Annotated in this window: 18 protein-coding genes; 8 read left to right on the top strand and 10 right to left on the bottom strand. The window is 43.9% G+C overall.

Going from position 1 to position 21435, the window contains the following annotated elements:
- Positions 1-39: 39 nt before the first annotated feature.
- The gene (gene uraH / locus ACPEGP_RS06110; RefSeq protein WP_068407216.1) at positions 40-408 is read right to left on the bottom strand and encodes a hydroxyisourate hydrolase; all 369 of its coding nucleotides are present in this window, start codon (positions 406-408) and stop codon (positions 40-42) included.
- Between the two features lie 39 nt (positions 409-447).
- Positions 448-969: a 2-oxo-4-hydroxy-4-carboxy-5-ureidoimidazoline decarboxylase gene (gene uraD, locus ACPEGP_RS06105; RefSeq protein WP_068407214.1), complete on the bottom strand. Its 522-nt coding sequence runs from the start codon at positions 967-969 to the stop codon at positions 448-450.
- A gap of 247 nt (positions 970-1216) precedes the next feature.
- On the opposite strand from uraD, the gene ACPEGP_RS06100 reads away from it, so the two are divergent.
- Positions 1217-1882: a TetR/AcrR family transcriptional regulator gene (locus tag ACPEGP_RS06100; RefSeq protein WP_068407211.1), complete on the top strand. Its 666-nt coding sequence runs from the start codon at positions 1217-1219 to the stop codon at positions 1880-1882.
- Between the two features lie 45 nt (positions 1883-1927).
- On the opposite strand, the gene ACPEGP_RS06095 is transcribed toward ACPEGP_RS06100, so the two are convergent.
- A complete protein-coding gene (locus ACPEGP_RS06095) occupies positions 1928-3361 on the bottom strand; it encodes a uracil-xanthine permease family protein (RefSeq protein ID WP_313205798.1) in 1434 nt (477 codons plus the stop codon).
- Positions 3362-4102: 741 nt separating this feature from the next.
- On the opposite strand from ACPEGP_RS06095, the gene ACPEGP_RS06090 reads away from it, so the two are divergent.
- Positions 4103-6181 carry a TonB-dependent receptor domain-containing protein gene (locus ACPEGP_RS06090; protein ID WP_423812906.1) on the top strand — a complete coding sequence of 693 codons (2079 nt, stop codon included), beginning with the start codon at positions 4103-4105 and terminating at the stop codon, positions 6179-6181.
- A 155-nt stretch (positions 6182-6336) separates the two neighbouring features.
- Complete coding sequence (locus tag ACPEGP_RS06085; RefSeq protein WP_423812905.1) at positions 6337-7737, top strand: PepSY-associated TM helix domain-containing protein; 1401 nt, start codon at positions 6337-6339, stop codon at positions 7735-7737.
- Positions 7738-7749: 12 nt separating this feature from the next.
- Here ACPEGP_RS06085 and ACPEGP_RS06080 read toward each other — a convergent pair whose 3' ends face one another.
- The 4 genes from ACPEGP_RS06080 to ACPEGP_RS06065 form a co-directional block, all read right to left on the bottom strand.
- Positions 7750-8520 carry an ABC transporter ATP-binding protein gene (locus ACPEGP_RS06080; protein ID WP_296192612.1) on the bottom strand — a complete coding sequence of 257 codons (771 nt, stop codon included), beginning with the start codon at positions 8518-8520 and terminating at the stop codon, positions 7750-7752.
- A 52-nt stretch (positions 8521-8572) separates the two neighbouring features.
- Positions 8573-9667, bottom strand: a complete 1095-nt coding sequence (locus tag ACPEGP_RS06075) for an iron chelate uptake ABC transporter family permease subunit (RefSeq protein ID WP_201589224.1) — start codon at positions 9665-9667, stop codon at positions 8573-8575.
- A gap of 120 nt (positions 9668-9787) precedes the next feature.
- Positions 9788-10897, bottom strand: coding sequence for an ABC transporter permease (locus ACPEGP_RS06070; protein ID WP_423812904.1), 1110 nt, complete (start codon positions 10895-10897; stop codon positions 9788-9790).
- A gap of 96 nt (positions 10898-10993) precedes the next feature.
- Complete coding sequence (locus ACPEGP_RS06065; protein WP_191690457.1) at positions 10994-12049, bottom strand: siderophore ABC transporter substrate-binding protein; 1056 nt, start codon at positions 12047-12049, stop codon at positions 10994-10996.
- Between the two features lie 356 nt (positions 12050-12405).
- Here ACPEGP_RS06065 and ACPEGP_RS06060 point away from each other — a divergent pair, with 356 nt between their 5' ends.
- From ACPEGP_RS06060 to ACPEGP_RS06050, 3 genes are all read left to right on the top strand, one after another.
- The gene (locus tag ACPEGP_RS06060; protein ID WP_423812903.1) at positions 12406-13299 is read left to right on the top strand and encodes an energy transducer TonB; all 894 of its coding nucleotides are present in this window, start codon (positions 12406-12408) and stop codon (positions 13297-13299) included.
- Between the two features lie 181 nt (positions 13300-13480).
- Positions 13481-14173, top strand: a complete 693-nt coding sequence (locus ACPEGP_RS06055) for a MotA/TolQ/ExbB proton channel family protein (protein ID WP_201589216.1) — start codon at positions 13481-13483, stop codon at positions 14171-14173.
- Between the two features lie 75 nt (positions 14174-14248).
- Positions 14249-14650 (top strand): ExbD/TolR family protein, encoded by a 402-nt coding sequence (locus ACPEGP_RS06050; RefSeq protein ID WP_068407187.1) that lies wholly within the window; start codon positions 14249-14251, stop codon positions 14648-14650.
- Between the two features lie 389 nt (positions 14651-15039).
- On the opposite strand, the gene ACPEGP_RS06045 is transcribed toward ACPEGP_RS06050, so the two are convergent.
- Entirely contained in the window at positions 15040-15579 is a 540-nt protein-coding gene (locus tag ACPEGP_RS06045; protein ID WP_423812902.1) for a DUF2799 domain-containing protein, read from the bottom strand.
- 340 nt (positions 15580-15919) lie between these two features.
- On the opposite strand from ACPEGP_RS06045, the gene ACPEGP_RS06040 reads away from it, so the two are divergent.
- Positions 15920-16477, top strand: coding sequence for a hypothetical protein (locus ACPEGP_RS06040; protein WP_193032204.1), 558 nt, complete (start codon positions 15920-15922; stop codon positions 16475-16477).
- Positions 16478-16758: 281 nt separating this feature from the next.
- A complete protein-coding gene (topA, locus tag ACPEGP_RS06035; protein WP_423812901.1) occupies positions 16759-19425 on the top strand; it encodes a type I DNA topoisomerase in 2667 nt (888 codons plus the stop codon).
- A gap of 82 nt (positions 19426-19507) precedes the next feature.
- Here topA and ACPEGP_RS06030 read toward each other — a convergent pair whose 3' ends face one another.
- Positions 19508-20065 (bottom strand): superoxide dismutase family protein, encoded by a 558-nt coding sequence (locus tag ACPEGP_RS06030; protein ID WP_423812900.1) that lies wholly within the window; start codon positions 20063-20065, stop codon positions 19508-19510.
- Positions 20066-20235: 170 nt separating this feature from the next.
- Positions 20236-21318: an META domain-containing protein gene (locus ACPEGP_RS06025; protein WP_423812899.1), complete on the bottom strand. Its 1083-nt coding sequence runs from the start codon at positions 21316-21318 to the stop codon at positions 20236-20238.
- Between the last annotated feature and the right edge of the window lie 117 nt (positions 21319-21435).

The following is a 21435-nucleotide window of genomic DNA, read 5'->3' as shown; positions in this document are numbered from 1 at the left end:
CGGTAAAACAGACAGCTATAAATCCATTAAGCCATTCATTTATGAGCCGCGATAGGTACTATAGCCGTGTGCGCTGAGCAGTAGCGGTACATGGTAATGACCGCCATCACTGATCATAAAATCGATGACTACTTGCGGGTAAAATGCCGTGAGATTTTGCGCGTCAAAATAGGCTTGGGTCGCAAACGTCAAGGTATAACGGCCAACATCTAAATGATATTTAGCGATATCGATACTAGTATCAAATTTCCAGCTGTCAGCGGCAACTCGACCATCGGCGTTGGTGACACCTGTTGCCAATAGATAGGTCTCACCGTTTGCAGGCACGCGGTGGAGGGTGACTGCGATATCAGCGGCAGGTTTGCCAAGATGGGTATCTAAAATGTGGGAAGAGAGAGTGCCTGACATGATCATTCCTTTTATATAGTAAAAATAAGCACATTTGCTTTAAGCAGTGCCGAGTAGTTTTTGTAAGCGCAAACGGGTAATTTTATTTTGCTCAGTAGCCGCATTTAGTAGCTCAGTGGCGCGGTCGTTTGGCAGGCGTGTGAGTAATAAATCCAGCATTTCTTGCGCGCTTTTGCCCGTCGCAAAGACGATAAAGATAAAGCCAAATTTAGCAAGATACTCTTGATTGCCTTTTGCCAATGCTTCAATGACATCCATGTCAGCATTATTGGCACCAGATTGCTCATGCGCCGCGCTGTCTTGCGTATTGCGGTATTTTTCTTTTAATGAGTCAACGTTGCCGATTTGTGGATGACCATCAAAGGCCTCAAGCAAATTGGCTTCTTGGGTTTGCGCTTGCTGCCAAGCCTTGTCGCTACTGGCAAGTAGGTCGTCTATATCTGCAAAAGGGCGAGCGCCTGCTACGTCATGCGCCCATTTGCTGCTAGTGCAGCAGGTCAATAGTTTTGAGAGTGCTTCGTCTGGCGAGAGGGCATTAAATTGCGCTAGTGTTAAGCTCACGGTGTCATCCTTTTCATTTAAATTTTAAGCTTTTTATTGTTATGTTTTAATTGAGTTGTAAGTGGTTTAATAACATCCATTCTGCTTAAACCTGACCATTTGGTCAACTGTTTTATGCAAATTATTTTTATACGCTGGCGAAAACCCTGCTATATTTTCGCTAAATAAAAAATAAAATTGGCTTATCAGTGCTGTTATATGTTGCAATATGGCTACTTATTTATCCTCCTATCCAATGGTTTATCTTATGACCCAACCTAATCAAACATCTCAAGCGTCCGATTCTGAGGCGCCTATTCATCGTAATCAGCAAGATATCCGCGCCCAAAATCAAGCAGTAATTTTGGCAGCTGCAGAAGAAGAGTTTGTATTACAAAGCTATCGCGGCGCTACGATGCAGGGCATTGCTGATCGGGCAGGACTACCAAAAGCCAATGTCCATTACTACTTTAAAAATAAAAAAAACCTCTACAAAATGGTTTTGCGCTCTATTATTGAAGAATGGAACGATGGTTTGGTGACAATGACCGTCGATAGCGACCCAAAAGCCGTGATAGAGAAGTTTGTACGCACCAAATTACACCAAGCGTTTGTGCATCCAAACCGTCATAAATTGTTTGCGTTAGAGGTCATCGGCGGCGCCCCATATTTACATGACTTTATGTCGACAACCATGAAAGAGTGGGCGCTTGATAAATCACAAGTGATGAAAACTTGGCATGAGCAAGGCAGAATTGGTATCGCTGACCCATTGCAGCTGTTGATTTTGATTTGGGCAACGACGCAGCGTTATGCAGAATTTGAAACAGAAATCGTCGGTCTGCTACAAAAAGACGCTTATGATAAGCAAGATGAAGCGCGCGCGGCTGACTTCTTAATACCCTTTATTCTGCGCGGTTGCGGGCTTGAATAGCGGATTTTACATAGCGCGCCATTTATTCAACCAAGCCCGCTGCCGTTATAACGGCTGACCTTCAACCTCACTTTTCGGCAACACGCGCACAGGTTTTAGACCATCTTCTATATGTTGATCAGACGTATCAAACTCGACGCCATAGTTCTTTGGCAAAATCATATCCAACGTGATAGCGACGATACCTGACATGGTCACTGCCGAGCCAAAGATATTGCGGAACAGCTGCGGCGTTTGCGCAAAGACATCAGGAACAAACGCGATACCCATCGATAAACCAAGCGAAGTCGCAATAATTAAGATATTACGGTGGGTAAAATTCACTGTGGATAGGATGCGGATACCCGCAGTAGCAACGGTTGCGAACATCAATAGCGTCACGCCGCCAACCACAGGCTTTGGCAGCTGCGTAAAGATAGCGCCAAGGATAGGGAATAGCCCCATGGTAAATAAAATCGCCGCCACATAAAAACCCACATAGCGGCTGGCGATACCAGTCATTTGAATGACGCCGTTATTTTGGCTAAAGGTAGTGACCGGAAAGGTATTAAATACCGCGGCAATCCACGAATTGATCCCATCACCTAGCACGCCGCCTTTGATACGCTTTTCGTAGACAGGACCTTGAATAGGTTCGCCTGAAATCATTGAAGTTGCGGTCAAATCGCCTGAGGTTTCGATACTGGTAATGATATACATAAAGGCAATCGGAATAAACGCTTGCCAATCAAAGCTCAAACCGTATTTAAAAGGAATAGGGACGGTAAGTAATGGCGCTTCAGAGACTAAAGAGAAGTCAATACGCCCCATCAACATCGCCGCAAATAAGCCCAACATCAGACCGATAAAAATAGCGCTTGAGCGAATCACTTTATTATTGACGATGCTAATCAGCACCACGCTGACCAGCACCCCGCCGCCCAGTAGTAAATTTTCCATACTACCAAAGTTTTCGGCACCAACCCCGCCCGCCAAATCAGTCAGACCTGTTTTGGTTAAAGACAAACCAATGGTGACAATGACGCAGCCAGTAACGATAGGGCTCATCAAAGATTTAAGTTTGGTGATGAACTGGCTTAAAAATATTTCGACAAATGCGCCGAAGAATGACACGCCAAAGATGACAGAAAGAATCTCCTCTGGGCTACCGCCTTTATTTTTTACCACAAAACCTGCGGCAAGGACGGCAGCCAAAAAGCCAAAACTGGTGCCCTGTAATGCCATCAGCCCCGAGCCGACGGGCCCGACTTTACGGGTCTGAATAAAGGTGGCGACCCCTGATACCATCAGTGACATGCTAATCAGATAGGGGATGTGCTCTCCCAATCCCAAAGCGCCACCAATGATTAAAGAGGGCGTGATAATACCAACGAAAGCGGCAAGTACGTGCTGTACCGCCCCTAAGAAAGCTTTTGCAGGAGCAGGGCGGTCATGCAGTCCATATAATAAATCAGGGTTTCCTTGAGTAACTTCACTCATTTTGGCTTTCTCCTAAAGTGACTTTTAGTCCAATCTCTGAAGGTAGACCTAAACAGCGTAGGAAAACTGATGATTTGAGAGTTGAGTCCGTGACTTAAAAAAGCCTTTCAGTAAACTCTAGATCTTCATCTTGTTTCTCTAGCTATCTAAGCATTTACTAATTTTCCAACAGAGAGTCGCACTTTTCCGTGTGCTAATAAATAAAAGCAGCTCACCATTATTTATCAATATTGCCAGATATGGTGATTAAAACCTGACTAATTAGTCAGTTATCTAAGGGTATAGCGAAAGCCTTGCTTATTGCAATGTTTTTTTTGCGATTAAAATATTAATTTGTTTCATCTCGGCGATTTAACAAAACCTTAAAGCGCTTATGACAAATAAAATTACGACTGCTATTAAGTACTTAATAGCAGTCGATGTTAGGTGCTGCTTAACTTTCACAATGTCGTCTATCTTATTGAATTAAATTCCTTACTTTATTTATTGCCAAATTGTTAATACTTCGTTATTATGCCTGTCATATTTCAAATGCTAATAATTATCATTAGTGTTAATCATGTTATTTCTATATGTATTTGTTGATTGAGTAGGCGTGGTCAATCAATAAAACACAAAAATTTTAATAGAAAATAAAAAGCAAAATCCCAAATTGTTTTTTTCGGACCATCTTTTTCAAACTGTCTTTCTAAAGTGGCACTTAAATCCTTCAATCCTAATAGTAAGTAAAGTGAGTGTGTTATGCGTGAAGTTAAGTCAGCAACATTTTCTAATCAATTAACGGTGTTATCGGTCGCTGTTTCAGCAATTCTGTGTTCACAGCTGGCGGTTGCGGCAACGGATGTGCCTAGTACGACCTTACAAACCATCACCGTAACTGCCAATAGCTCGGTACGTGAAAAGGTGCAAGAGGATGGCGTCGATGTCGAAGACTATACGCCTGCACAGCAAGCAAGCCATTTAAGCGATTTTTTAAATGTGGTGCCAGGCGTGACCATAGGTGGTACGTCAGCGGTCAACCAGCGCATTCGTATTCGCGGTCTTGAAGATAGCAACCTAAAAGTCACCATTGATGGCGCGCGCCAAGAAGGCAAGCTGTTCTATCATATGGGCGATATCACCATTGATCCTGATTTGCTCAAACAAGCGGATGTGGCAGTGGGTAACAATTCTGTCACGCTCGGTAATGATGCACTTGGCGGCGCGGTTGCTTTTAAAACGGTCGATGCCGCTGACTTACTTAAACCTGGTCAAAAGATTGGTGCCAAGCTAAAAGCAGGTTATGCCAGTAATAATGATGAGCTACTGACGTCAGCCACAGTTTTTGGCGCACCATCTGATAATGTCGATTTATTGGCTTATTATGGCAAGCGTGATACCAGCTCGGGTGAAGACGGTGAAGGCCGTGAGTTGTTTGAAGACAGTGAGAGCGAGAGCTTCTTATTAAAAGCCGGTGCTTATGTTGGTAATGACCATCATGTAGGTGCAAGCTTTAGCCGTACTGAGAAAGAAGGGATTTTCCCATTCCGTCCAGATTTTCCGAGTCGCTCTGAGCCACCAATTCCGCAACAGGTGAAGCGCGATACTTATGGTATTGATTATAAGTTTAATCCTAGCAATCCGCTGATTGATATAGATACCAATGTGTATCAGACTAAAACCCGTATTTTGCGCGATTCTGATTATATCAATGATCCAGGTTTTGATTTTAACGCGCAAGTTCAAACCACAGGCGCAAAAATCCAAAACACCAGTGACATTGCTACGAATGTTGGCACGCACAAGCTCATCTCTGGGATTGAGCACTACAAAAAAGAATCGGAGATGGAGCGCGACTTCGTTAAAACAGGGTCAGACGAGGCAACAAACACCTCTGTTTATCTAGAAGACCAATGGAGAAACGGTAAGCTCACTTTAACACCCGGTGTGCGTTATGACCGTTATAAATCTCCTGAGTTTATCGCTGGGGGCAAAACCTATGACAATGTCGTCGGTGCACTTGCTGCAAGCTATGAGATTGCACCACTAACGCAAGTATTCGCTAGCTACACACAGTTATTTAATGGTCCTGATTTAAGCCAAACCATCTTTAATTCGGACGGTGATAAAACGTATGTTAATAATGACTTAAAAGCAGAAGAAGGGTCTAACGCTGAAGTGGGAATCGTTACAACCTTACGTCACCTAACGGTCGCCGGTGATGCCCTGCAACTAAGCGGTAAATATTTTGAAACCGATATCGAAAACTATATTGAGTTTGTACGCGCAGGTGGTAGCAGAGTTGGCATGAATTGCACAACTGGGCAATTAGGTACCAGCGCTGCCCCTGAAGCCTGCCAAGGCGTCATCAATAAAGATGAAGATTTTAAAATTAAAGGCGTTGAGCTCGCCGCTGATTATAAAATGAATAACTTTAGTATGGGTTTGAGCTATTCGCGAGCGCGCAGTAAAGGCGACAAAACAGGCTATAGTATTCCATCAGTGACCGGAAGCAGCTCAGAGTCGGGTGATAAATATATGGTCAATTTGGCTTATAGTCCAACGGAGACCACAGATATTGGCTGGCGCAGTACCTATGTCGCTTCAGTAATGCCAAATACTAGCGCGAATGATATTGAAAAACCAAGCTATGACGTTCATGATATATTTATGAACTATTCGCCAAAACAAATTGAAGGACTAAAAGCGACGGTTGGCGTTTACAATCTTTTCGATGAAGCTTATGCTAGCCACTCATCTCGCCTAAACCCGATTGATGATGTTGCTACTGACTTCGAGCCAGGTCGTAATATCAAAGCTTCTTTAACCTATCAGTTTTAAGCCTGCATTTATTTCTTAGTAGCAAAAGAGCCAGCTTTTTATAAAAAAGAGCTGGCTTTTTTATCGCCATTTTTTGGCACCCAAGCTTTCTTTTTAAACATTACGCTTCGGCTATAGCACCATTAACCCTATATATTCATAAAGAATCAGCACTCATGACTTCACTTTCCTTCTCTTCTTTTGCATCGAATCTGCGCCGTATTTGTCTTTGGATTCACCGTTATACTGGACTTGTGATGGCAGGCTTTTTAATCATGGCTGGCATTACTGGCTCGTTATTGGCTTTCCATGAAGAGCTAGATGATATGTTTAATTATAAATTGGCTCAAATTGAGCGGCAAGATGGGCCACAGCTTCCTATTGCAACCCTGCACGACAAGGTGATCGCCGCCTATCCAGAGTACAATTTTTCTAGTATGCCAACATCATTAGAAGCGGATAAATCTGCGGTATTCTCGGTCGATAGAGCCAGAGGTCAAAGCGCTAAAAATCAACCTAAAGCCCCGTTTCAAGAGGTTTATGTCAATCCTTATAACGGCGATATCGTAGGAACGCGTGATAAAGACGCGTGGGCATGGCGTAATACCATGTGGAAGGTGTTTTGGTTGCACCGTGATTTATTGCTCGGCGATATTGGTAAGCTGCTGCTAGGTTTGATTGCCCTTATTTGGACGATTAACTGCTTTATTGGCTTTTACTTGACCTTTCCTAGAGCTATTAACGGTAAAAAAGCATTGCAGAAAACTGTACCTAAAACTACGCCTAAAAAACGTGCGTCTTTTATTAAGCGCTGGCTACCGGCGTGGAAAATCCGCCGCAAAACCAATACCTTTAAGCTCAATTATGATTTGCATCACGCTTTTGGTTTATGGTTGTGGCTGATGCTATTTGTCATTGCGTGGTCGAGTGTCGGTTTTAATTTAAAATCGGTGTATCAACCCGTGATGCAAGCAGTGGTTGGGTTTGAAGGTAGAGAGGGTAAAAGAGAAGAAAAAGGCAAGTCAAAGACAACAGATAAATCGAGCGAGCAGGCTATGTCAGCCGTTGCACCAATGAGCACTGAAACGGGTAGTAATACCTTTGTTTATAAAGCGAATAGTATTGCGTATTTAACTGAGCAAGCGCATATTGCTGCGCAAAAAAATGGCGTAACCGTACAGCAGACATTTGGTATCCGCAGGCTTACAGAGGAGGGGCAATGGCAAATGCGTTTTAAAACCGACAAAGATGTCGGCACTCATGGTGGTGCCTCGTCTATCACAGTGTCTGCGGCGACTGGCAAAGTTGAAAAGGTCACTTTCGGATATCAAAGCGCATTTGGTAATAAAATCGACCAATGGTGCTCAACCTTACATATGGGACATATTGGACAGGGTAACGCTCATTTACTGTATCAAATATTTTTAGCAATGATAGGGTTGGCCGTGGCAGTTTTGTCCGCTACCGGTGTGTATTTATGGGTCAAAGCTCGTCAAAGCCGATTAAAGCAAAAATTGACCATTAAAAATAAATTTTCAAACCATTACGGAAAACCGGCTATTAAAAAACAGCTATAAAACACCCAGTACTTAAACCGTATCGACAATCACGGGTCGCCCTTGATGGTTAAGGACAGTCACATCGACTTTGTACAGCTCTTTCATGGTTTCATGCGTGAGTACATCAACAGGCGCGCCGGTTGCCAGTACGCGACCCTCTTTCATCGTCACTACCGTATCGGCAAATTGCGCAGCTTGATTGATGTCGTGCAAGACAATCACCACGGTTTTTTGCTCAGTATGACTCAATTCGCGCAGCTCACGCATCAGACGGCCAGCATGGTACATATCTAGATTGTTGAGCGGTTCATCAAGGAGTAGGTACGGTGTATCTTGGCAGACAATCATCGCAATCAGCACGCGTTGACGTTGACCCCCAGAGAGCGTCGATAAAAAGCGCTCGGCTAACGGCTCAAGCTCAAAGCGTTCGATAATTTCCTGCACTTTTTGCTGATCATCAGCCGTTGGTTGTCCTTGATGATAAGGATAGCGCCCAAACATCAGCAGCTCATGCACACGCAACCGACCTTGTACTTGGTTGTCTTGCCCAAGCATGGCTACGGTCTTAGACAGCGTTCGTGCATGACAGCTGACAATGTCATGCTCCTCATTCCCTATAACGAAACTGACCTGCCCTGATTGTAACGGTTGCAAGCGCGACATCACCGAAAACAGCGTCGATTTACCCGCACCATTTGGCCCTATTAAGGCAATCACTTGCGAGGGCGGTAAAGACAGGCTGATGTCATGCAGGATTTGCTGTTTGCCAATATGGTGGGAGACATTATTTATTTTAATCATAGCAGCTCTTGTTTTTAGAAAAATTTAACCGTTGCGTTTTAAAAAGTCATCATTAGCGGCGATAGGTCATAAATATGAGTAATAAAAATACCAAGCCGCCTGCCAATTCAATTACTACTGACAATACACCCGCCATGCCGAGTACTTGCTCAAATATAGTTTGACCGAGGACCAAGCAAATCATCGCTACCAAGCTGACCAATATCAGACGCTCACTGTGATACATATGGCGCGCGATACGATTGGTCAAGGCGCAGACCAGTAAGCCAAAAAAAGTTACCGGACCGACCAAGGCGGTTGCCGTAGCGACTAATACCGCAATGACCGTTAATAGCCCAAAGGCGAGGCGTTGATAGTTGATACCAAGGTTAATTGCTTGTGGTTTGCCCAACATCAAGACATCGCATTGATAGCGCCAGCGCCAGATAAATAGCGCACTGATGACGCAAATAACAAAGCTAATGCCCAAAAGCTGCGGATTAACCGTATTAAACTGCGCGTAACTGGCCGATTGGACTACCACGAAGTCATCGGGGTTAATGAGCCGTGCAACCAGCGCTGATAAGCTGCGAAACAACACGCCAAAAATAACGCCTACCAGTATCAGCCGCGTTAAATCCTGACTGCTTTTTGAAAACAACAGTCGAAACAACAATAACGACGCGCCAAACATGAGGACGATTTCAAGGGTAAATTTGGTAATGGGGTTGATGCTGGTAAAACTAATTGCGCCTAAAAAGAACACCAATAAGCTTTGTAATAACACATACAGTGAGTCAAAGCCCAATAAGGAGGGTGTCAAAATAGGATTGTGGGTTAAGGTTTGAAAGAGCAGGGTCGATACGCCGATGGCATAACCGACGACCATTAGCGCCAGTAATTTTTTACCGCGTAATGGCAGGGCAAAGTCCCAATAGCCGTTGACGTTAAGTGTCAAAAACAGTGTCATTGAGATAAGTAAGATAATCGCGGCAATGGATTTTGGATGACTGGCGATAAAGGTCCAAAGTTTTGCTAAAGGGTTTTGAGTAGAGGTATCTTCAAGGCTGTCATTTTCTAAAGTAGCATTTGCTAGAGCGCTCTTTTTTGCCGAGCCAGTCTTGGTAGAATTGTCATTTATAAAGTTATGCTTAGACGATGAGAACATGAATAAATCCTACTATGCTACCTTCAATAGTAACAACGCCAAGCTTATCTAATCAGACAACAGGACGAATAAATTAAGAAAATTGTTAATAATCAGGCAGCGACAAGATTGCGCTAGGGCTTATTGCTCAGCAGGCGCACGTAATAACAACCATAAAAATATCACCGTGCCGACCACACCAAAAACTGTCGCCACAGGCACTTCAAAAGGATAACGAATGGAGCGCCCGATAATATCACAAAGTAGCACGGCTGATGCGCCCAAGAGCGCGACTGCAGGCAAGCTGCGACGTAATTTATCGCCCATGATGCGGCTAACGATATTGGGTACGACCAAACCGATAAAGGGAATCATACCAACGGTTACGACGACGACAGCGCTCATCATCGCCACCATGCCAACGCCAAGCCACGTCACTTGCCGTTTACTAATCCCCAAGTTTAGCGCGATATTGTCGCCTAAACCAACGATGGTCAGTTTATCAGCGATAATATAAGCCAGCACGCACAGTGCGCCCGTCAACCAAAGCAGCTCGTAACGTCCAGCTAATACCGAAGAGAAGTCGCCAAATTGCCAAACGCTAAGCATCTGTAGCGATTCCGTTTGGTAGGCGATAAAAGTGGTTATCGCCTCGATAATGCCACCAAAGACAATACCAATCAGTGGAATCATCAAAAAATCCGTCGGCGGAACGCGATGTATCAGCAGCATAAAGAGCATCATGCCAGCGACTGCCGCAATGGTTGCGACACCCATTTTGACCAGTAGCGCGCTGGCTGGGAACAATAAACTGACTACCAGTAATCCCAATGCGGCGCTTTGGGTTGCCCCAACCATCGAGGGTTCCACAAAGCGGTTTTTCAGCACCACTTGAATAATCATCCCAGCCACCGCCATCGCGATACCCGTCAAAATAATGGCAACGGTGCGCGGAATACGGCTCACCAACATTAATGAGCTATCAGAGTTGGCGCTTTGACTGATAAGGCTTTGCAAAATACCTGACCACGAAAAATCTGCCACCCCAATGGATAAGCTTAATAACACCAAAAGCCCCATAATAATGAGGCTGGCTGTGTTTATTAACCACGGCGGTATCGCAGTGCGGCGCTTTTTATCACGGGCGTAGCGGCTGCCACTACTTGCACTCGGCTGCCAGCTTGATGGCGCAGCTGGCAGAGTAGAGCTGGTTTTAACGCTGGCTTGAGCACGAGGTGAAAATAATGGCATAACGGCTACTGGCTTACGAATAGGGTGTGAAAATTTTTATGGATAGCAACTGTCATAAGCAACAGCTGCTACTTGTATCTTGTATAGCGTCAAAATTTATTTTGCCTTAGTAAAGGCGTTTTTAATCGTCGTTAAATCCTGTAGCCACTGATAATAACCACCAAAGGCTAAGTAAGAGTCTGGGCTTAGATACACTACCTGGGCTTTATCCCACGCAGTGGTTTGCGCCACCAGTGGGTTGTCCAATACGGCTTTGGCACCCGCACCATCTTCACCGATTGCAGCGCTACGATCGACGACGAACAACCAATCTGGATTGGTCTTTTGTATGTATTCAAATGAGATAGGCTGACCGTGACGCGCATCAGTGATTTTATCATCTGCCATTGGAATATCTAATACGCTGTGAATAAAACCATAACGCGACTTATCACCATAGGCTGACAGCTTATTGCCATTGACCATGACCACCAAGCCTTTGCCTTTATTTTCTTTGGTTAAGGCTTTGGTCTCGTCAATCAGCGTGTCAATATTGCCTTGCAATTTTACTGCTTGATCGCTTTTGCCAAATAACGCACCCAAATCGTGTAAGCGCTGCTTGCTTGACTCATAAATATTTGCCGTATCAATGCTCATATCCAGCGTGGGTGCTATACTCGATAGCTCATTGTATTTTTCTGCCATACGCGAGCCGATCAAAATTGCTTGCGGCTGCATGGCGTTCAACGCTTCAAGATCAGGCTCAAATACCGTGCCGACTTCTTTAGGATCCGGATGTACTTTTGACTGTAAGTTATCTAAAAGTAGCCCACTTGGCATACCGTCAACCGCTACGTCAAGCGCCGCCAAATCTTGCATCAAGGTCATATCATAAACGACCAATGGTGATGGATTCATGGCCAAATCGACTTTACCTTTTACCGTATCAACTGCGATGGTCGCAACAGAAACGTTGTCATTTTCAGCTACATTCGAGGCCGCATCAGCCGTTTGGTTTTCAGCTTTGGTTTCTGTTATCTCATTATCACTTGAATCAGGCGAACTACAACCTGCTAAGCCAACACTAGCAATGAACGCGGTCATCATGGCGGTCAATAATGGACGTTTAACAAGGAGGCTTGCGGTACGATTAGAACATAAAGTAGTAGTCATAAATAACTCGGTATATCAAAGGTTTGGTTGGTATTGTTATAAGAATGCTAAAAAAACAGCAGAATAATGATAAAAAATAGCGGCTTTATAATTAAAGTTTTACGATCATTTGCTATTTTCACTATAAAAACAATTGCCATAATAAAGTAATTGAGACTTATTATCAATATTAACGATAATGGTTTTTATTAACTGACTTTTCATTCATTAAATTTTTAGTTTTAAACAACTTTGCTCAAGAACTTTGCTTAAGATAGGCAGTAAAAAAATGGAGAGATTAATAATTTACTATTGATAATAGTTATCGTTTGCATTATTATCTACGCTATTCTATAACGGTTAAATGTTAGGGTGTTATGAGTTCAACGGATTTAGAGGCGCCACCACTTAGATTGATACTTATCGCTATTATTTTAGTGGTCGGGCTACACCTGCTTACCGCAATCGCTTTGGTGATCATCAAAGCGCCTACGCTTAAAGATGAGCCCATTAAAGAGACGCCGCCGCTTGAAATCCAAATGGTCACATTACCTACTCAACCCATCGAAAACGTGGTTACTGAGGTAGAGGAAGTGCCGCAAAGTAAAGCTGAATCTATACCAACGTCTAAACCCGAACCCAAGCCTGAACCAAAAACGCAACAAAAAATGAAAGCGGTTACGCCAGTAGATCCAGTGGTAAGAGAAGAAGAACCAATCGTTCAGAAAGAAAAACCTGTACAGACGCCGCCTATAAAAGAACCACCTGTAAAGAAAAAAATAGAAGACAAGCCACCAGTTATTGATAAGTCAGTCGCTGACGAACAGCGCCGTATAATAGCTGCGCAGGCAGACGCCAATGCCGCTAAAGAGGCGGCGCAAAAAGCAGCGCAGGCAAAGGCTGAAAGAGAAGCGGAAGCCGCTGCTCGAGCAAAAGCAGAGGCTGCAGCCAAAGCTGCGGCTGCGGCAAGTAATGAGCCTGTCAACTTTACCGCCAGTGCTGCGAACTGGGCATCGGCGCCAAACTTTAGCTTTCCTGACCGCGCCGCTCGCCGCGCCCGTTCGGGAGATACGCTCAACGTGGTGTTGGTATTAAGAGTCAATAAACAAGGCGGTATCGATAGCATACGTGTGGCCCAATCGTCAGGAAATCCGCTGTTAGATAAAGAAGCACAGCGCCAAGTGCGTTCAGGTAAATTCAAACCCTTTACCAAAAACGGCGCGCCAGTGGTCGGCAATGTCACCCTGCCAATTGCCTATGCGGTTCCTTAAATATAAAAGACTGGGTGTAGAAAAGCGCATTTATACAAGCAGATATAAAACAACCGACACATACAAAATATAGTGAAACACAGCGAAATATAGCAACGATGTACGAAAATAGTTATCAAAACTCGTACTGCTAACAATCATAAAATGACAAGTAACGACATCCCACATTAAGGAGTCTGATATGGACTTTACAACCTACTGGCAATATAGCGATATGGTGACCAGAACCTTATTCTTTTTGCTTCTTATTTTATCTATTGCCTCTTGGGTGACGGGTATCATTCGCATATTGCAAAGTCGCAAACTGGCAGCTAGCGTCGCCGATGATTTGAGTGCGCAGATTCATAGTAAGCAGGTCAGTTTGGTTGAAAGCGATGCCGCGTCTCGGCGTTTGGTGATTGAGCAGACGTTACTCAAGCACATCGGTCGCTATCGTTTTGCCAGTGAGCGCGGTTTGCCGATACTTGGTACGACAGCAGCAATCGCGCCGTTTATCGGTCTGTTTGGCACGGTGTGGGGTATTTTCCATGCGCTGCATAATATCGGTGTCAGTGGTCAAGCAGGATTAGGACAAGTCGCAGGACCTGTCGGTGAGGCCCTTATTATGACCGGTTTAGGGATTGCTGTTGCGATTCCGGCGGTGGTGTTTTATAACCTTGCGATACGTATCAATCGCCGCGTCATGTATCACGCCAATGATAGAGCGCATGATTTATTGGCACAATCTAGCGAGCTTGCTGCAGTGCAACAAGCGCCAATTCAAAAGCCAGCAGTCCAACGTGATACTACTAATCAAGTAACGCAGTTAACGAAGCAGTCAAATGCAGATAAACAAGCTGAGCATTATCATAAATCCGCACCATCGCAGTTGTAGTGATGGTTCAGTAGAGATAATAAGCCAAAAAAGCACGAGCAGCAAAGACGACAATTAACGGTATTGAGAACAATTATGGCATTTCAATTGGGTGACGATGACAGTCAAAGCATGAATGAGATGAATCTTATTCCGCTTATCGATATCATGCTGGTATTGATGATTATCTTTTTATTGACAGCGACCGTACTGAATCCAACGGTGCCATTGGATTTACCGAAAACCAGTGCCGAGGTCAATGAAACACCGCCCGAGGCGATTCAAATTAGCATCGATAAAGATGCAGGTTTGTTTTGGGATGACAAGCCTATCAGTATAGAAGCATTAGAAGTGCGTCTGCAAGAACAGTCGGCGAATGGCAAGGATCCTTCTATCCAGCTGCGTGCCGATAAAGAAAGTAGGTATGATACCGTAGCGCAAGTGTTGGCGGCAGCCAGTCAAGCAGGATTAACGAAGGTGGCTTTTGTTAACGAATAAAGTTTAAACGACTGATTAATAAGTAGATGAGCAGTAAATATAGTTTTTAAAACAATAAGCTAGCAAGATAAATAAGTAAGCTTAGTAATAAGAAAATAACCACGACAATAACAAGAATAATTAAAATAATAAACTTTCTCTCCCGCCTCGCTTGGGCAACCTTGCGAGGTTATCTTTTTTTAGCAACCCTTAAGCCAATTTAGTAGATTGTATGGCATTCGGTGGGTGATATAGCGAGTGAAAAGTAATATCGATACATCACGCACTGCTGATATCAATTTTTCTTGCTTGCTGTGCCTACGCAGACCGAGGCTACAAAAAATTGATATCAGCAATACCGTCGCGTTTTCAGGATATTTTGACTATATAGCGAGCATCAACTATAACGCTTACCAAGCATAACCAAACGGGCGATAACCGTAGCCAAAGCGTCCAGGTCCATAACCGAATGGATACGGCGAGCGCAGATAATCAAGGTCGCGCTGACGCATATAATAGTAGCGTCCTTGTGCGTAAGCTTCTTCAAGCTTTTCGATGCCTTCGAGCGGACAGACAGGCTGCCAATCATAACCTTCGCGGCCAAGTTTATAGGCATTGAGCTCAGTGCAGTAGTTTTTTAGTCCTTGCTGACGACCTTGCTCCCACAATACGCGGTTTGGCGTTGCGCCAACGACACTTGAGCATTGATTGGTATAATTGCCAAAGTAAGCACCTGAGCGTCCATGAAGTCCATCGACATAGCCGACTTCTTGCCAGTTACTATTTTGGCATTGTTCGGGCGTCAGACTTTGGGTGGTCGCGCAGCCCGATAAAGTCAGTAAAGCTACGCCTACTAGCGAGATGGTCAGCCCAGATTTACCGATAAGTTTGCCGACACTTTTATTTACTGATGCAGCAGTCGATGAGTTTTGTTTAATAAGATAATTCATAATAAACCTGCGCGCGTTTAAAATTATGGTTTATCATAGCACCTTTTTAGGCGACCAACTTTTTGCATCTTGTTATCGAATCAGTGGTTTTATGTACTAAGTATTTGATATGCCACTATAAATAGCAAGGCGTTGGTAAATGTCAGGTGTGCCTAGCAACTAGCCCTTTATAGAAGATAGTATTTACGAGCGTTTGTTTTTTAAAGGTTTACGCTCATTATAAGCGACTAGATAGTCGCCGTTTATATTTAAGCTGTTATATAAAGAGCCACGCTGATAGATTATTCAGCACGTTTTAATCACTAGCACACCATTAATTTTGTTAAAAGGTCAGACTGTTATGGGAATGTGGATTGCGATCGCCATTGTACTATTTGTATTAGGGAGTATGATGGCGCTCAAACCTAGCGGTATCGACCAGCGTTTGGATAAGCTGCGTATGACGGCGCGCCGTTTGCAGCTCAATCCCAAGTTAGTTACTTGCCCTGATTGGGTAAAAGGCCGTGACAATGAGTATGGTCGCGGCATGATTGGGCAATATGGTTTGGTGCTCGATAATGTCAAGCTGCCATTAACTCGCTATCAGGTGCTAGATGGACAATGGCGTCCGGCAAGTAACGCCAGCAGTAGTGATAACAATAGCAGCGACAATAAAAGCTTACCCGTACAAGCCAATTTTAGCTTGGATAAAGAACCTTTAGCGCTGCCAGCCAGCATCGAGCCATTTGTAAAAGCATTATTGGTGAAGTCGAATAGCATTGTTATTTATTGGGAAGATATTGCTTATGTGCGTCCGGCGACCAATCCTGCTTATCAGCAGCAAACGATTGAAAGCGACTTATTAATCATGAAAGAGAACCTTGAGAAATGGGCATTACAGATGCAAAAGTCGGCATAAAAAACGCACGGTGCTAGTAAAAAATTTTTTCGTCTCCATAAAGAGGCAATATGCAAGTCCTTTTGGCAAACTCTCAGTCATTTTAAGTTGACAGCTTAACGCTTTGCAGTGTAACGTCTTTATAACTGTATCTATGCGTTATGGTTATTGTTTGTTTTATAACCGTTTTTATCGGCCGCCATTACTACAATAATTCGCTGAGCCATTATAACTAACTATTATAAATTGCCAGCTGCCGAGTTTATCCTTATTTTAATTTACTTATTATGGTGTCGTCACTTATGGCAAAAACCGCAACCAAAAAAAGCCCAGCCACGGCAAAAGACCAACCCAAAGGCAAGTCTTTGGTGATTGTAGAATCACCCGCCAAGGCAAAAACCATTAATAAATACTTAGGCGACGACTTTATCGTCCGCTCAAGTATCGGTCATGTCCGTGATTTGCCAGTGGGCGCGAGCAAAAGCGCGAAGAAGCCAGCCGCGAGTAAAAAAGATGACAGCCTAAGCAAAGAAGAAAAAACCCAGCAGGCATTAGTACGGCGCATGGGCGTCGACCCAGAACATGACTGGGCGGCTGTCTATGAGGTATTGCCTAATAAGACTAAGGTTATCAAAGAGCTAAAAGCCCTCGCCAAAGACGCTGACAAAATCTATCTAGCAACGGATATGGATAGAGAAGGGGAAGCGATTGCTTGGCATCTCAAAGAAGTCATCGGCGGCGCAGACAGTAAATATGAGCGCGTGGTCTTTAATGAGATTACCAAATCCGCTATTCAAAATGCCTTTAAACAGCCCTCAAAGCTCGATATCGACCGCGTTAATGCGCAGCAAGCGCGGCGCTTTTTAGACCGCGTCGTTGGTTTTATGGTATCGCCGCTACTTTGGCAAAAAGTCGCTCGCGGTCTGTCAGCTGGTCGCGTGCAGTCGGTCGCCATGCGTTTGGTCGTCGAGCGTGAACATGAGATTCGCGCCTTTATTCCAGAAGAATACTGGCAGATTCACGCCGATACTCATGTTGCTGATAGTAAAGCCAAGAAAGCGGCAGACGCTGAGCACATTGCGATTCGTCTAGAGGCAACCAAGCAAGACGGCAAAACGCTAAAGCTTGTTAATAAAGAGCAGACCGATAAAGTACTAGAAGTTCTTAATTCAAACGACTTTATCGTGAAAGAGCGCGAAGAGAAGCCAACGCAGTCGCGTCCGAGTGCGCCGTTTATCACCTCGACATTGCAGCAAGCTGCCAGTACGCGCTTGGGCTTTTCAGTTAAGAAAACCATGATTTTGGCGCAGCGTTTATACGAAGCTGGTCATATTACTTATATGCGTACCGATTCGACTTTCTTGTCTGGTGATGCATTAGCCGCCGTACGTGGCTATATCGAAGACAGTTATGGCGCAAAGTATGTGCCAGAAAAGCCAAACTTCTATGGCAATAAGCAAGGCGCACAAGAGGCGCATGAAGCCATTCGTCCGTCTAACGTCAATATGAAATCAACCCAGTTAAAAGGTGTTGAGCGTGATGCTATCCGTCTGTATGAGCTGATTTGGCGTCAGTTTGTCGCTTGTCAGATGACGCCTGCGAAATACTTATCCGTGAATCTATTTGTCGCTGCCGGCGATGTTGAGCTAAAAGCCCGCGGTCGCACCCTAGTGTTTGATGGCTTTACTAAAGTCATGCCACCAGCGAAGACTGACGATACTTTATTACCTGATGTCAAACAAGGTGATAAGTTAACGCTCGATAAGCTCGATCCGAGTCAACACTTTACCAAGCCGCCACCGCGTTACACAGAGGCAAGCCTCGTCAAAGAGCTTGAGAAAAAAGGCATCGGTCGACCTTCGACTTATGCGTCTATCATCTCAACCATTCAAGACCGTGGCTATGTGAAGCTTGAAAACAAACGTTTATTTGCCGAAAAAATGGGCGATATCGTCACTGACAGACTGACGGCTAGTTTTCCAGATTTGATGGATTATACCTTTACTGCTGCGCTAGAAGACAAGCTTGACCATGTTGCTGAAGGCGATACCGACTGGAAAGATGTCCTCGATAACTTTTATGGCGACTTTAAAAAGACTCTAGATCGTGCCAAAGAAAAAGATGGTATGCGTCCGAATGATCCAACCGATGTGCCAGACGTCCATTGCGATATTTGCGATCGTCCGATGCAACTACGTACCGGCTCAACGGGTGTATTCTTAGGCTGTACTGGCTATAATTTACCGCCAAAAGAGCGCTGCAAAGGTACCAAGAACTTGATGCCAGTCGAAGCGTTTGCCAATCTTGATGATGGCGACAGCGATGATGAAGCAGCCGAAGTTAAAGATTTGATGGAGAAAAAACGCTGTCCGAAATGCGGAACGGCGATGAATGGCTATATCGTCGATGGTGGTCTAAAGCTGCACATCTGTGGTAATAATCCTGATTGCGACGGCTATATCCTAGAAGAAGGTAAGTTTGAAGTACCGGGTTCAGATGCGCCAACCATCGACTGTGATAAATGCGATGGACAGATGGAACTAAAAACCGGACGTTTTGGGCCATACTTTGCTTGTCAGAAATGTGATAACACGCGTAAAGTGCTTAAAACTGGTGAAGCGGCACCGCCGCGTATGGAGCCTATCCATCTGCCGGAGCTAAAATCGACCAAACATGATGATTACTTTATCTTGCGTGAAGGGGCGGCTGGGATGTTCTTAGCCGCGTCTAAATTCCCAAAAGTACGCGAAACCCGTCCACCAAAGCTGGCTGAGTTACGCGAAATCAAAGATAAAATGGAAGATAAATTCCAGTATCTGTTTGCAGGTCCAGACGAAGACCCAGATGGCAATCCAACCATTCTACGTTGGTCACGGAAGAAAAAAGAGCAGTATATTGGCTCTGAGAAAAACGGCAAAGCCACCCGTTGGGGCGTGTACTGGCGTAATGGCGAGTGGGTAGAAGAGTAAACCTCTTTAATCACCTTATCTTTAAACCATAAAAAACCTCTTAGATAATCTAAGAGGTTTTTTGCTATTAACTTTTGGGCTATCAGTTCTTTTCGATGATACCGCAAGCAACGCGATCGCCTGCGTTACCAGCAGGCTGGCTCTTATAATCATCAGCACCGCTATGGACGATAAAGGCTAGACGGTTAACACTGTATTTACCTGCATCAGCGGCAGAGATTTTCTTATTCACATAGTTGATAGTAGCAACGCCATTCGCATCGGCGGTTAAGTTCGGCAAATCTCCTGGATGACCATTCATATCATCAGGATGAGAGTGCGGTTTTTTATCTGGATTAAAGTGACCACCAGCCGCTTTACCCATATCGCCGCAGCTACCCGTTTCATGAATGTGCAATGCCACAGTTTTACCAGGCTGCAGGTTCATGAGCTTACCATAAACTTGGACACCGCCATCTACTGGGCGTAGGAATACTTGACCCACTTCATTCTTATTACCAGCGACTGCATTGATAGTCGATTTCAATGCTGGTTGATTAACAGGATTGCCAGTTTGCATTTGACTTTCGACGGTTTGGCAACCTGTCATTGCTAGAGCTGAACCACATAACAGGGCACTTGCAAGCATCGTCTTATTCATTATTATCTCCATTTATATTTATTTGTTGTGATGAATGTCTATTGTTTTATTAAAATACACAAACATTGCTTAATGTCGCAATCAGTATAGCCAAGGTTTAAATATAACTATTCATCAAATGCGCAACAATCAGTTAATAAATGTAAATAACGTATGTGTTTGAAAAAGGTTTACAGCGTTTTCTTTACTTCGTTTTGCCAAATGAGGGTTTCGCCTGTTTCGAGTTTTTGCGTCAGTAGATAATAGGGTAAGCTTGAGAAATCGGGATTGGCATTTGCTAATCTTTGTAAGGTTAATTGGCTTTTGCTTAACTGTTCAAGCTCACGAATTTTATCTTCAGCAGCTTCACGTTTAGGACTACATCCCATCATAGTTTGCGGGCTTGAACCAATCAACAATTTATTGTCAGGCGTTAAAATGTAAGAACCACCAACACCATTACAATCAGAGTTAAAGCCAACGTGATGCTCATCGTTATATAGTGGGTAAGCAAAGTAGGCAGTCACTGGAAAATCTGGACGACTAAGCTCAACGATGGTGTTTTTATTGCTATTGACCGCGCTTACTAGTCGCCATTGATATTCTTTTAGAAAATCATAAGTAATGGGTGGTCCTGTTACTGGTTGTAGGCTCTTAAGTGTACCTTCGAATATAAGCTGCTTGTCCTGAACATTTAATGCTAATTTATAAGGTTTAGGCTTTGTTGAAATGAGTTTATTCAAAAAGGAGAATGATTTTGATGGTGTTTGTGGAGATGGCGAAATGATTCTAAGGTTAAAATGTCCTCTACCATATTTAGGGAATAATTGGTCTAAATACTTAAAGATATTGCTGGCTGCTTGTTTATCAGTTATTAAGCAAGAAGGTTGGGTAACGGCCGTTACACCGTATGAGCTGTAAGTATAACCATGATAACCATCATGGTTTAAGCGGTAGCGCTGGCAGTCATATTTAAATACTAAATTGCTCGGACGTACATCAAGCATTAACGGCGGTACAGTATCGACATTAGTAACAATACCTTGATTGTCTATCCAGCGCACCAGCTTCCAATCAAAGCGATTGACATTTTCAACATTTATCACTTGCTCAGATAGTATTGGAGCAGAAGTGCTAGAGCCAGTCACCATTGAGTTAGCAGGTGTAGAATTATCTTTTGCAATATTAGACTGACAACCTATTAGCGCTACCGGAAGCGAAACAGCGAGCAATAAGGATAGAGTTAAGCGCTTTAAAATCAGGTGGTTTAACATTATGGCTATTACCAAATAAACATTTGTCTAAAATATAGCACAGGGTCTTAACCAGATTGTTTTTTATTATTGCTAAAAAAAGCCGCCCATCGTGACGACGAGCGGCTCTTTAATTTG

This window comes from Psychrobacter sp. 219-2-C, assembly GCF_049560815.1.
GTDB lineage: Bacteria > Pseudomonadota > Gammaproteobacteria > Pseudomonadales > Moraxellaceae > Psychrobacter > Psychrobacter faecalis.
This window is presented reverse-complemented; position numbering and strand designations above follow the sequence as displayed.

Coding starts and splice junctions, on each gene's coding strand:
- ACPEGP_RS06085 (WP_423812905.1), top strand. CDS start 6,337: ATGACTTCACTTTCCTTCTCTTCTTTTGCATCGAATCTGCGCCGTATT.
- topA (WP_423812901.1), top strand. CDS start 16,759: ATGGCAAAAACCGCAACCAAAAAAAGCCCAGCCACGGCAAAAGACCAA.
- uraH (WP_068407216.1), bottom strand. CDS start 408: ATGTCAGGCACTCTCTCTTCCCACATTTTAGATACCCATCTTGGCAAA.
- ACPEGP_RS06095 (WP_313205798.1), bottom strand. CDS start 3,361: ATGAGTGAAGTTACTCAAGGAAACCCTGATTTATTATATGGACTGCAT.
- ACPEGP_RS06075 (WP_201589224.1), bottom strand. CDS start 9,667: ATGTTCTCATCGTCTAAGCATAACTTTATAAATGACAATTCTACCAAG.
- ACPEGP_RS06055 (WP_201589216.1), top strand. CDS start 13,481: ATGGACTTTACAACCTACTGGCAATATAGCGATATGGTGACCAGAACC.
- ACPEGP_RS06025 (WP_423812899.1), bottom strand. CDS start 21,318: ATGTTAAACCACCTGATTTTAAAGCGCTTAACTCTATCCTTATTGCTC.
- ACPEGP_RS06030 (WP_423812900.1), bottom strand. CDS start 20,065: ATGAATAAGACGATGCTTGCAAGTGCCCTGTTATGTGGTTCAGCTCTA.
- ACPEGP_RS06050 (WP_068407187.1), top strand. CDS start 14,249: ATGGCATTTCAATTGGGTGACGATGACAGTCAAAGCATGAATGAGATG.
- ACPEGP_RS06060 (WP_423812903.1), top strand. CDS start 12,406: ATGAGTTCAACGGATTTAGAGGCGCCACCACTTAGATTGATACTTATC.
- ACPEGP_RS06045 (WP_423812902.1), bottom strand. CDS start 15,579: ATGAATTATCTTATTAAACAAAACTCATCGACTGCTGCATCAGTAAAT.
- ACPEGP_RS06040 (WP_193032204.1), top strand. CDS start 15,920: ATGGGAATGTGGATTGCGATCGCCATTGTACTATTTGTATTAGGGAGT.
- ACPEGP_RS06080 (WP_296192612.1), bottom strand. CDS start 8,520: ATGATTAAAATAAATAATGTCTCCCACCATATTGGCAAACAGCAAATC.
- ACPEGP_RS06090 (WP_423812906.1), top strand. CDS start 4,103: ATGCGTGAAGTTAAGTCAGCAACATTTTCTAATCAATTAACGGTGTTA.
- ACPEGP_RS06100 (WP_068407211.1), top strand. CDS start 1,217: ATGACCCAACCTAATCAAACATCTCAAGCGTCCGATTCTGAGGCGCCT.
- ACPEGP_RS06065 (WP_191690457.1), bottom strand. CDS start 12,049: ATGACTACTACTTTATGTTCTAATCGTACCGCAAGCCTCCTTGTTAAA.
- ACPEGP_RS06070 (WP_423812904.1), bottom strand. CDS start 10,897: ATGCCATTATTTTCACCTCGTGCTCAAGCCAGCGTTAAAACCAGCTCT.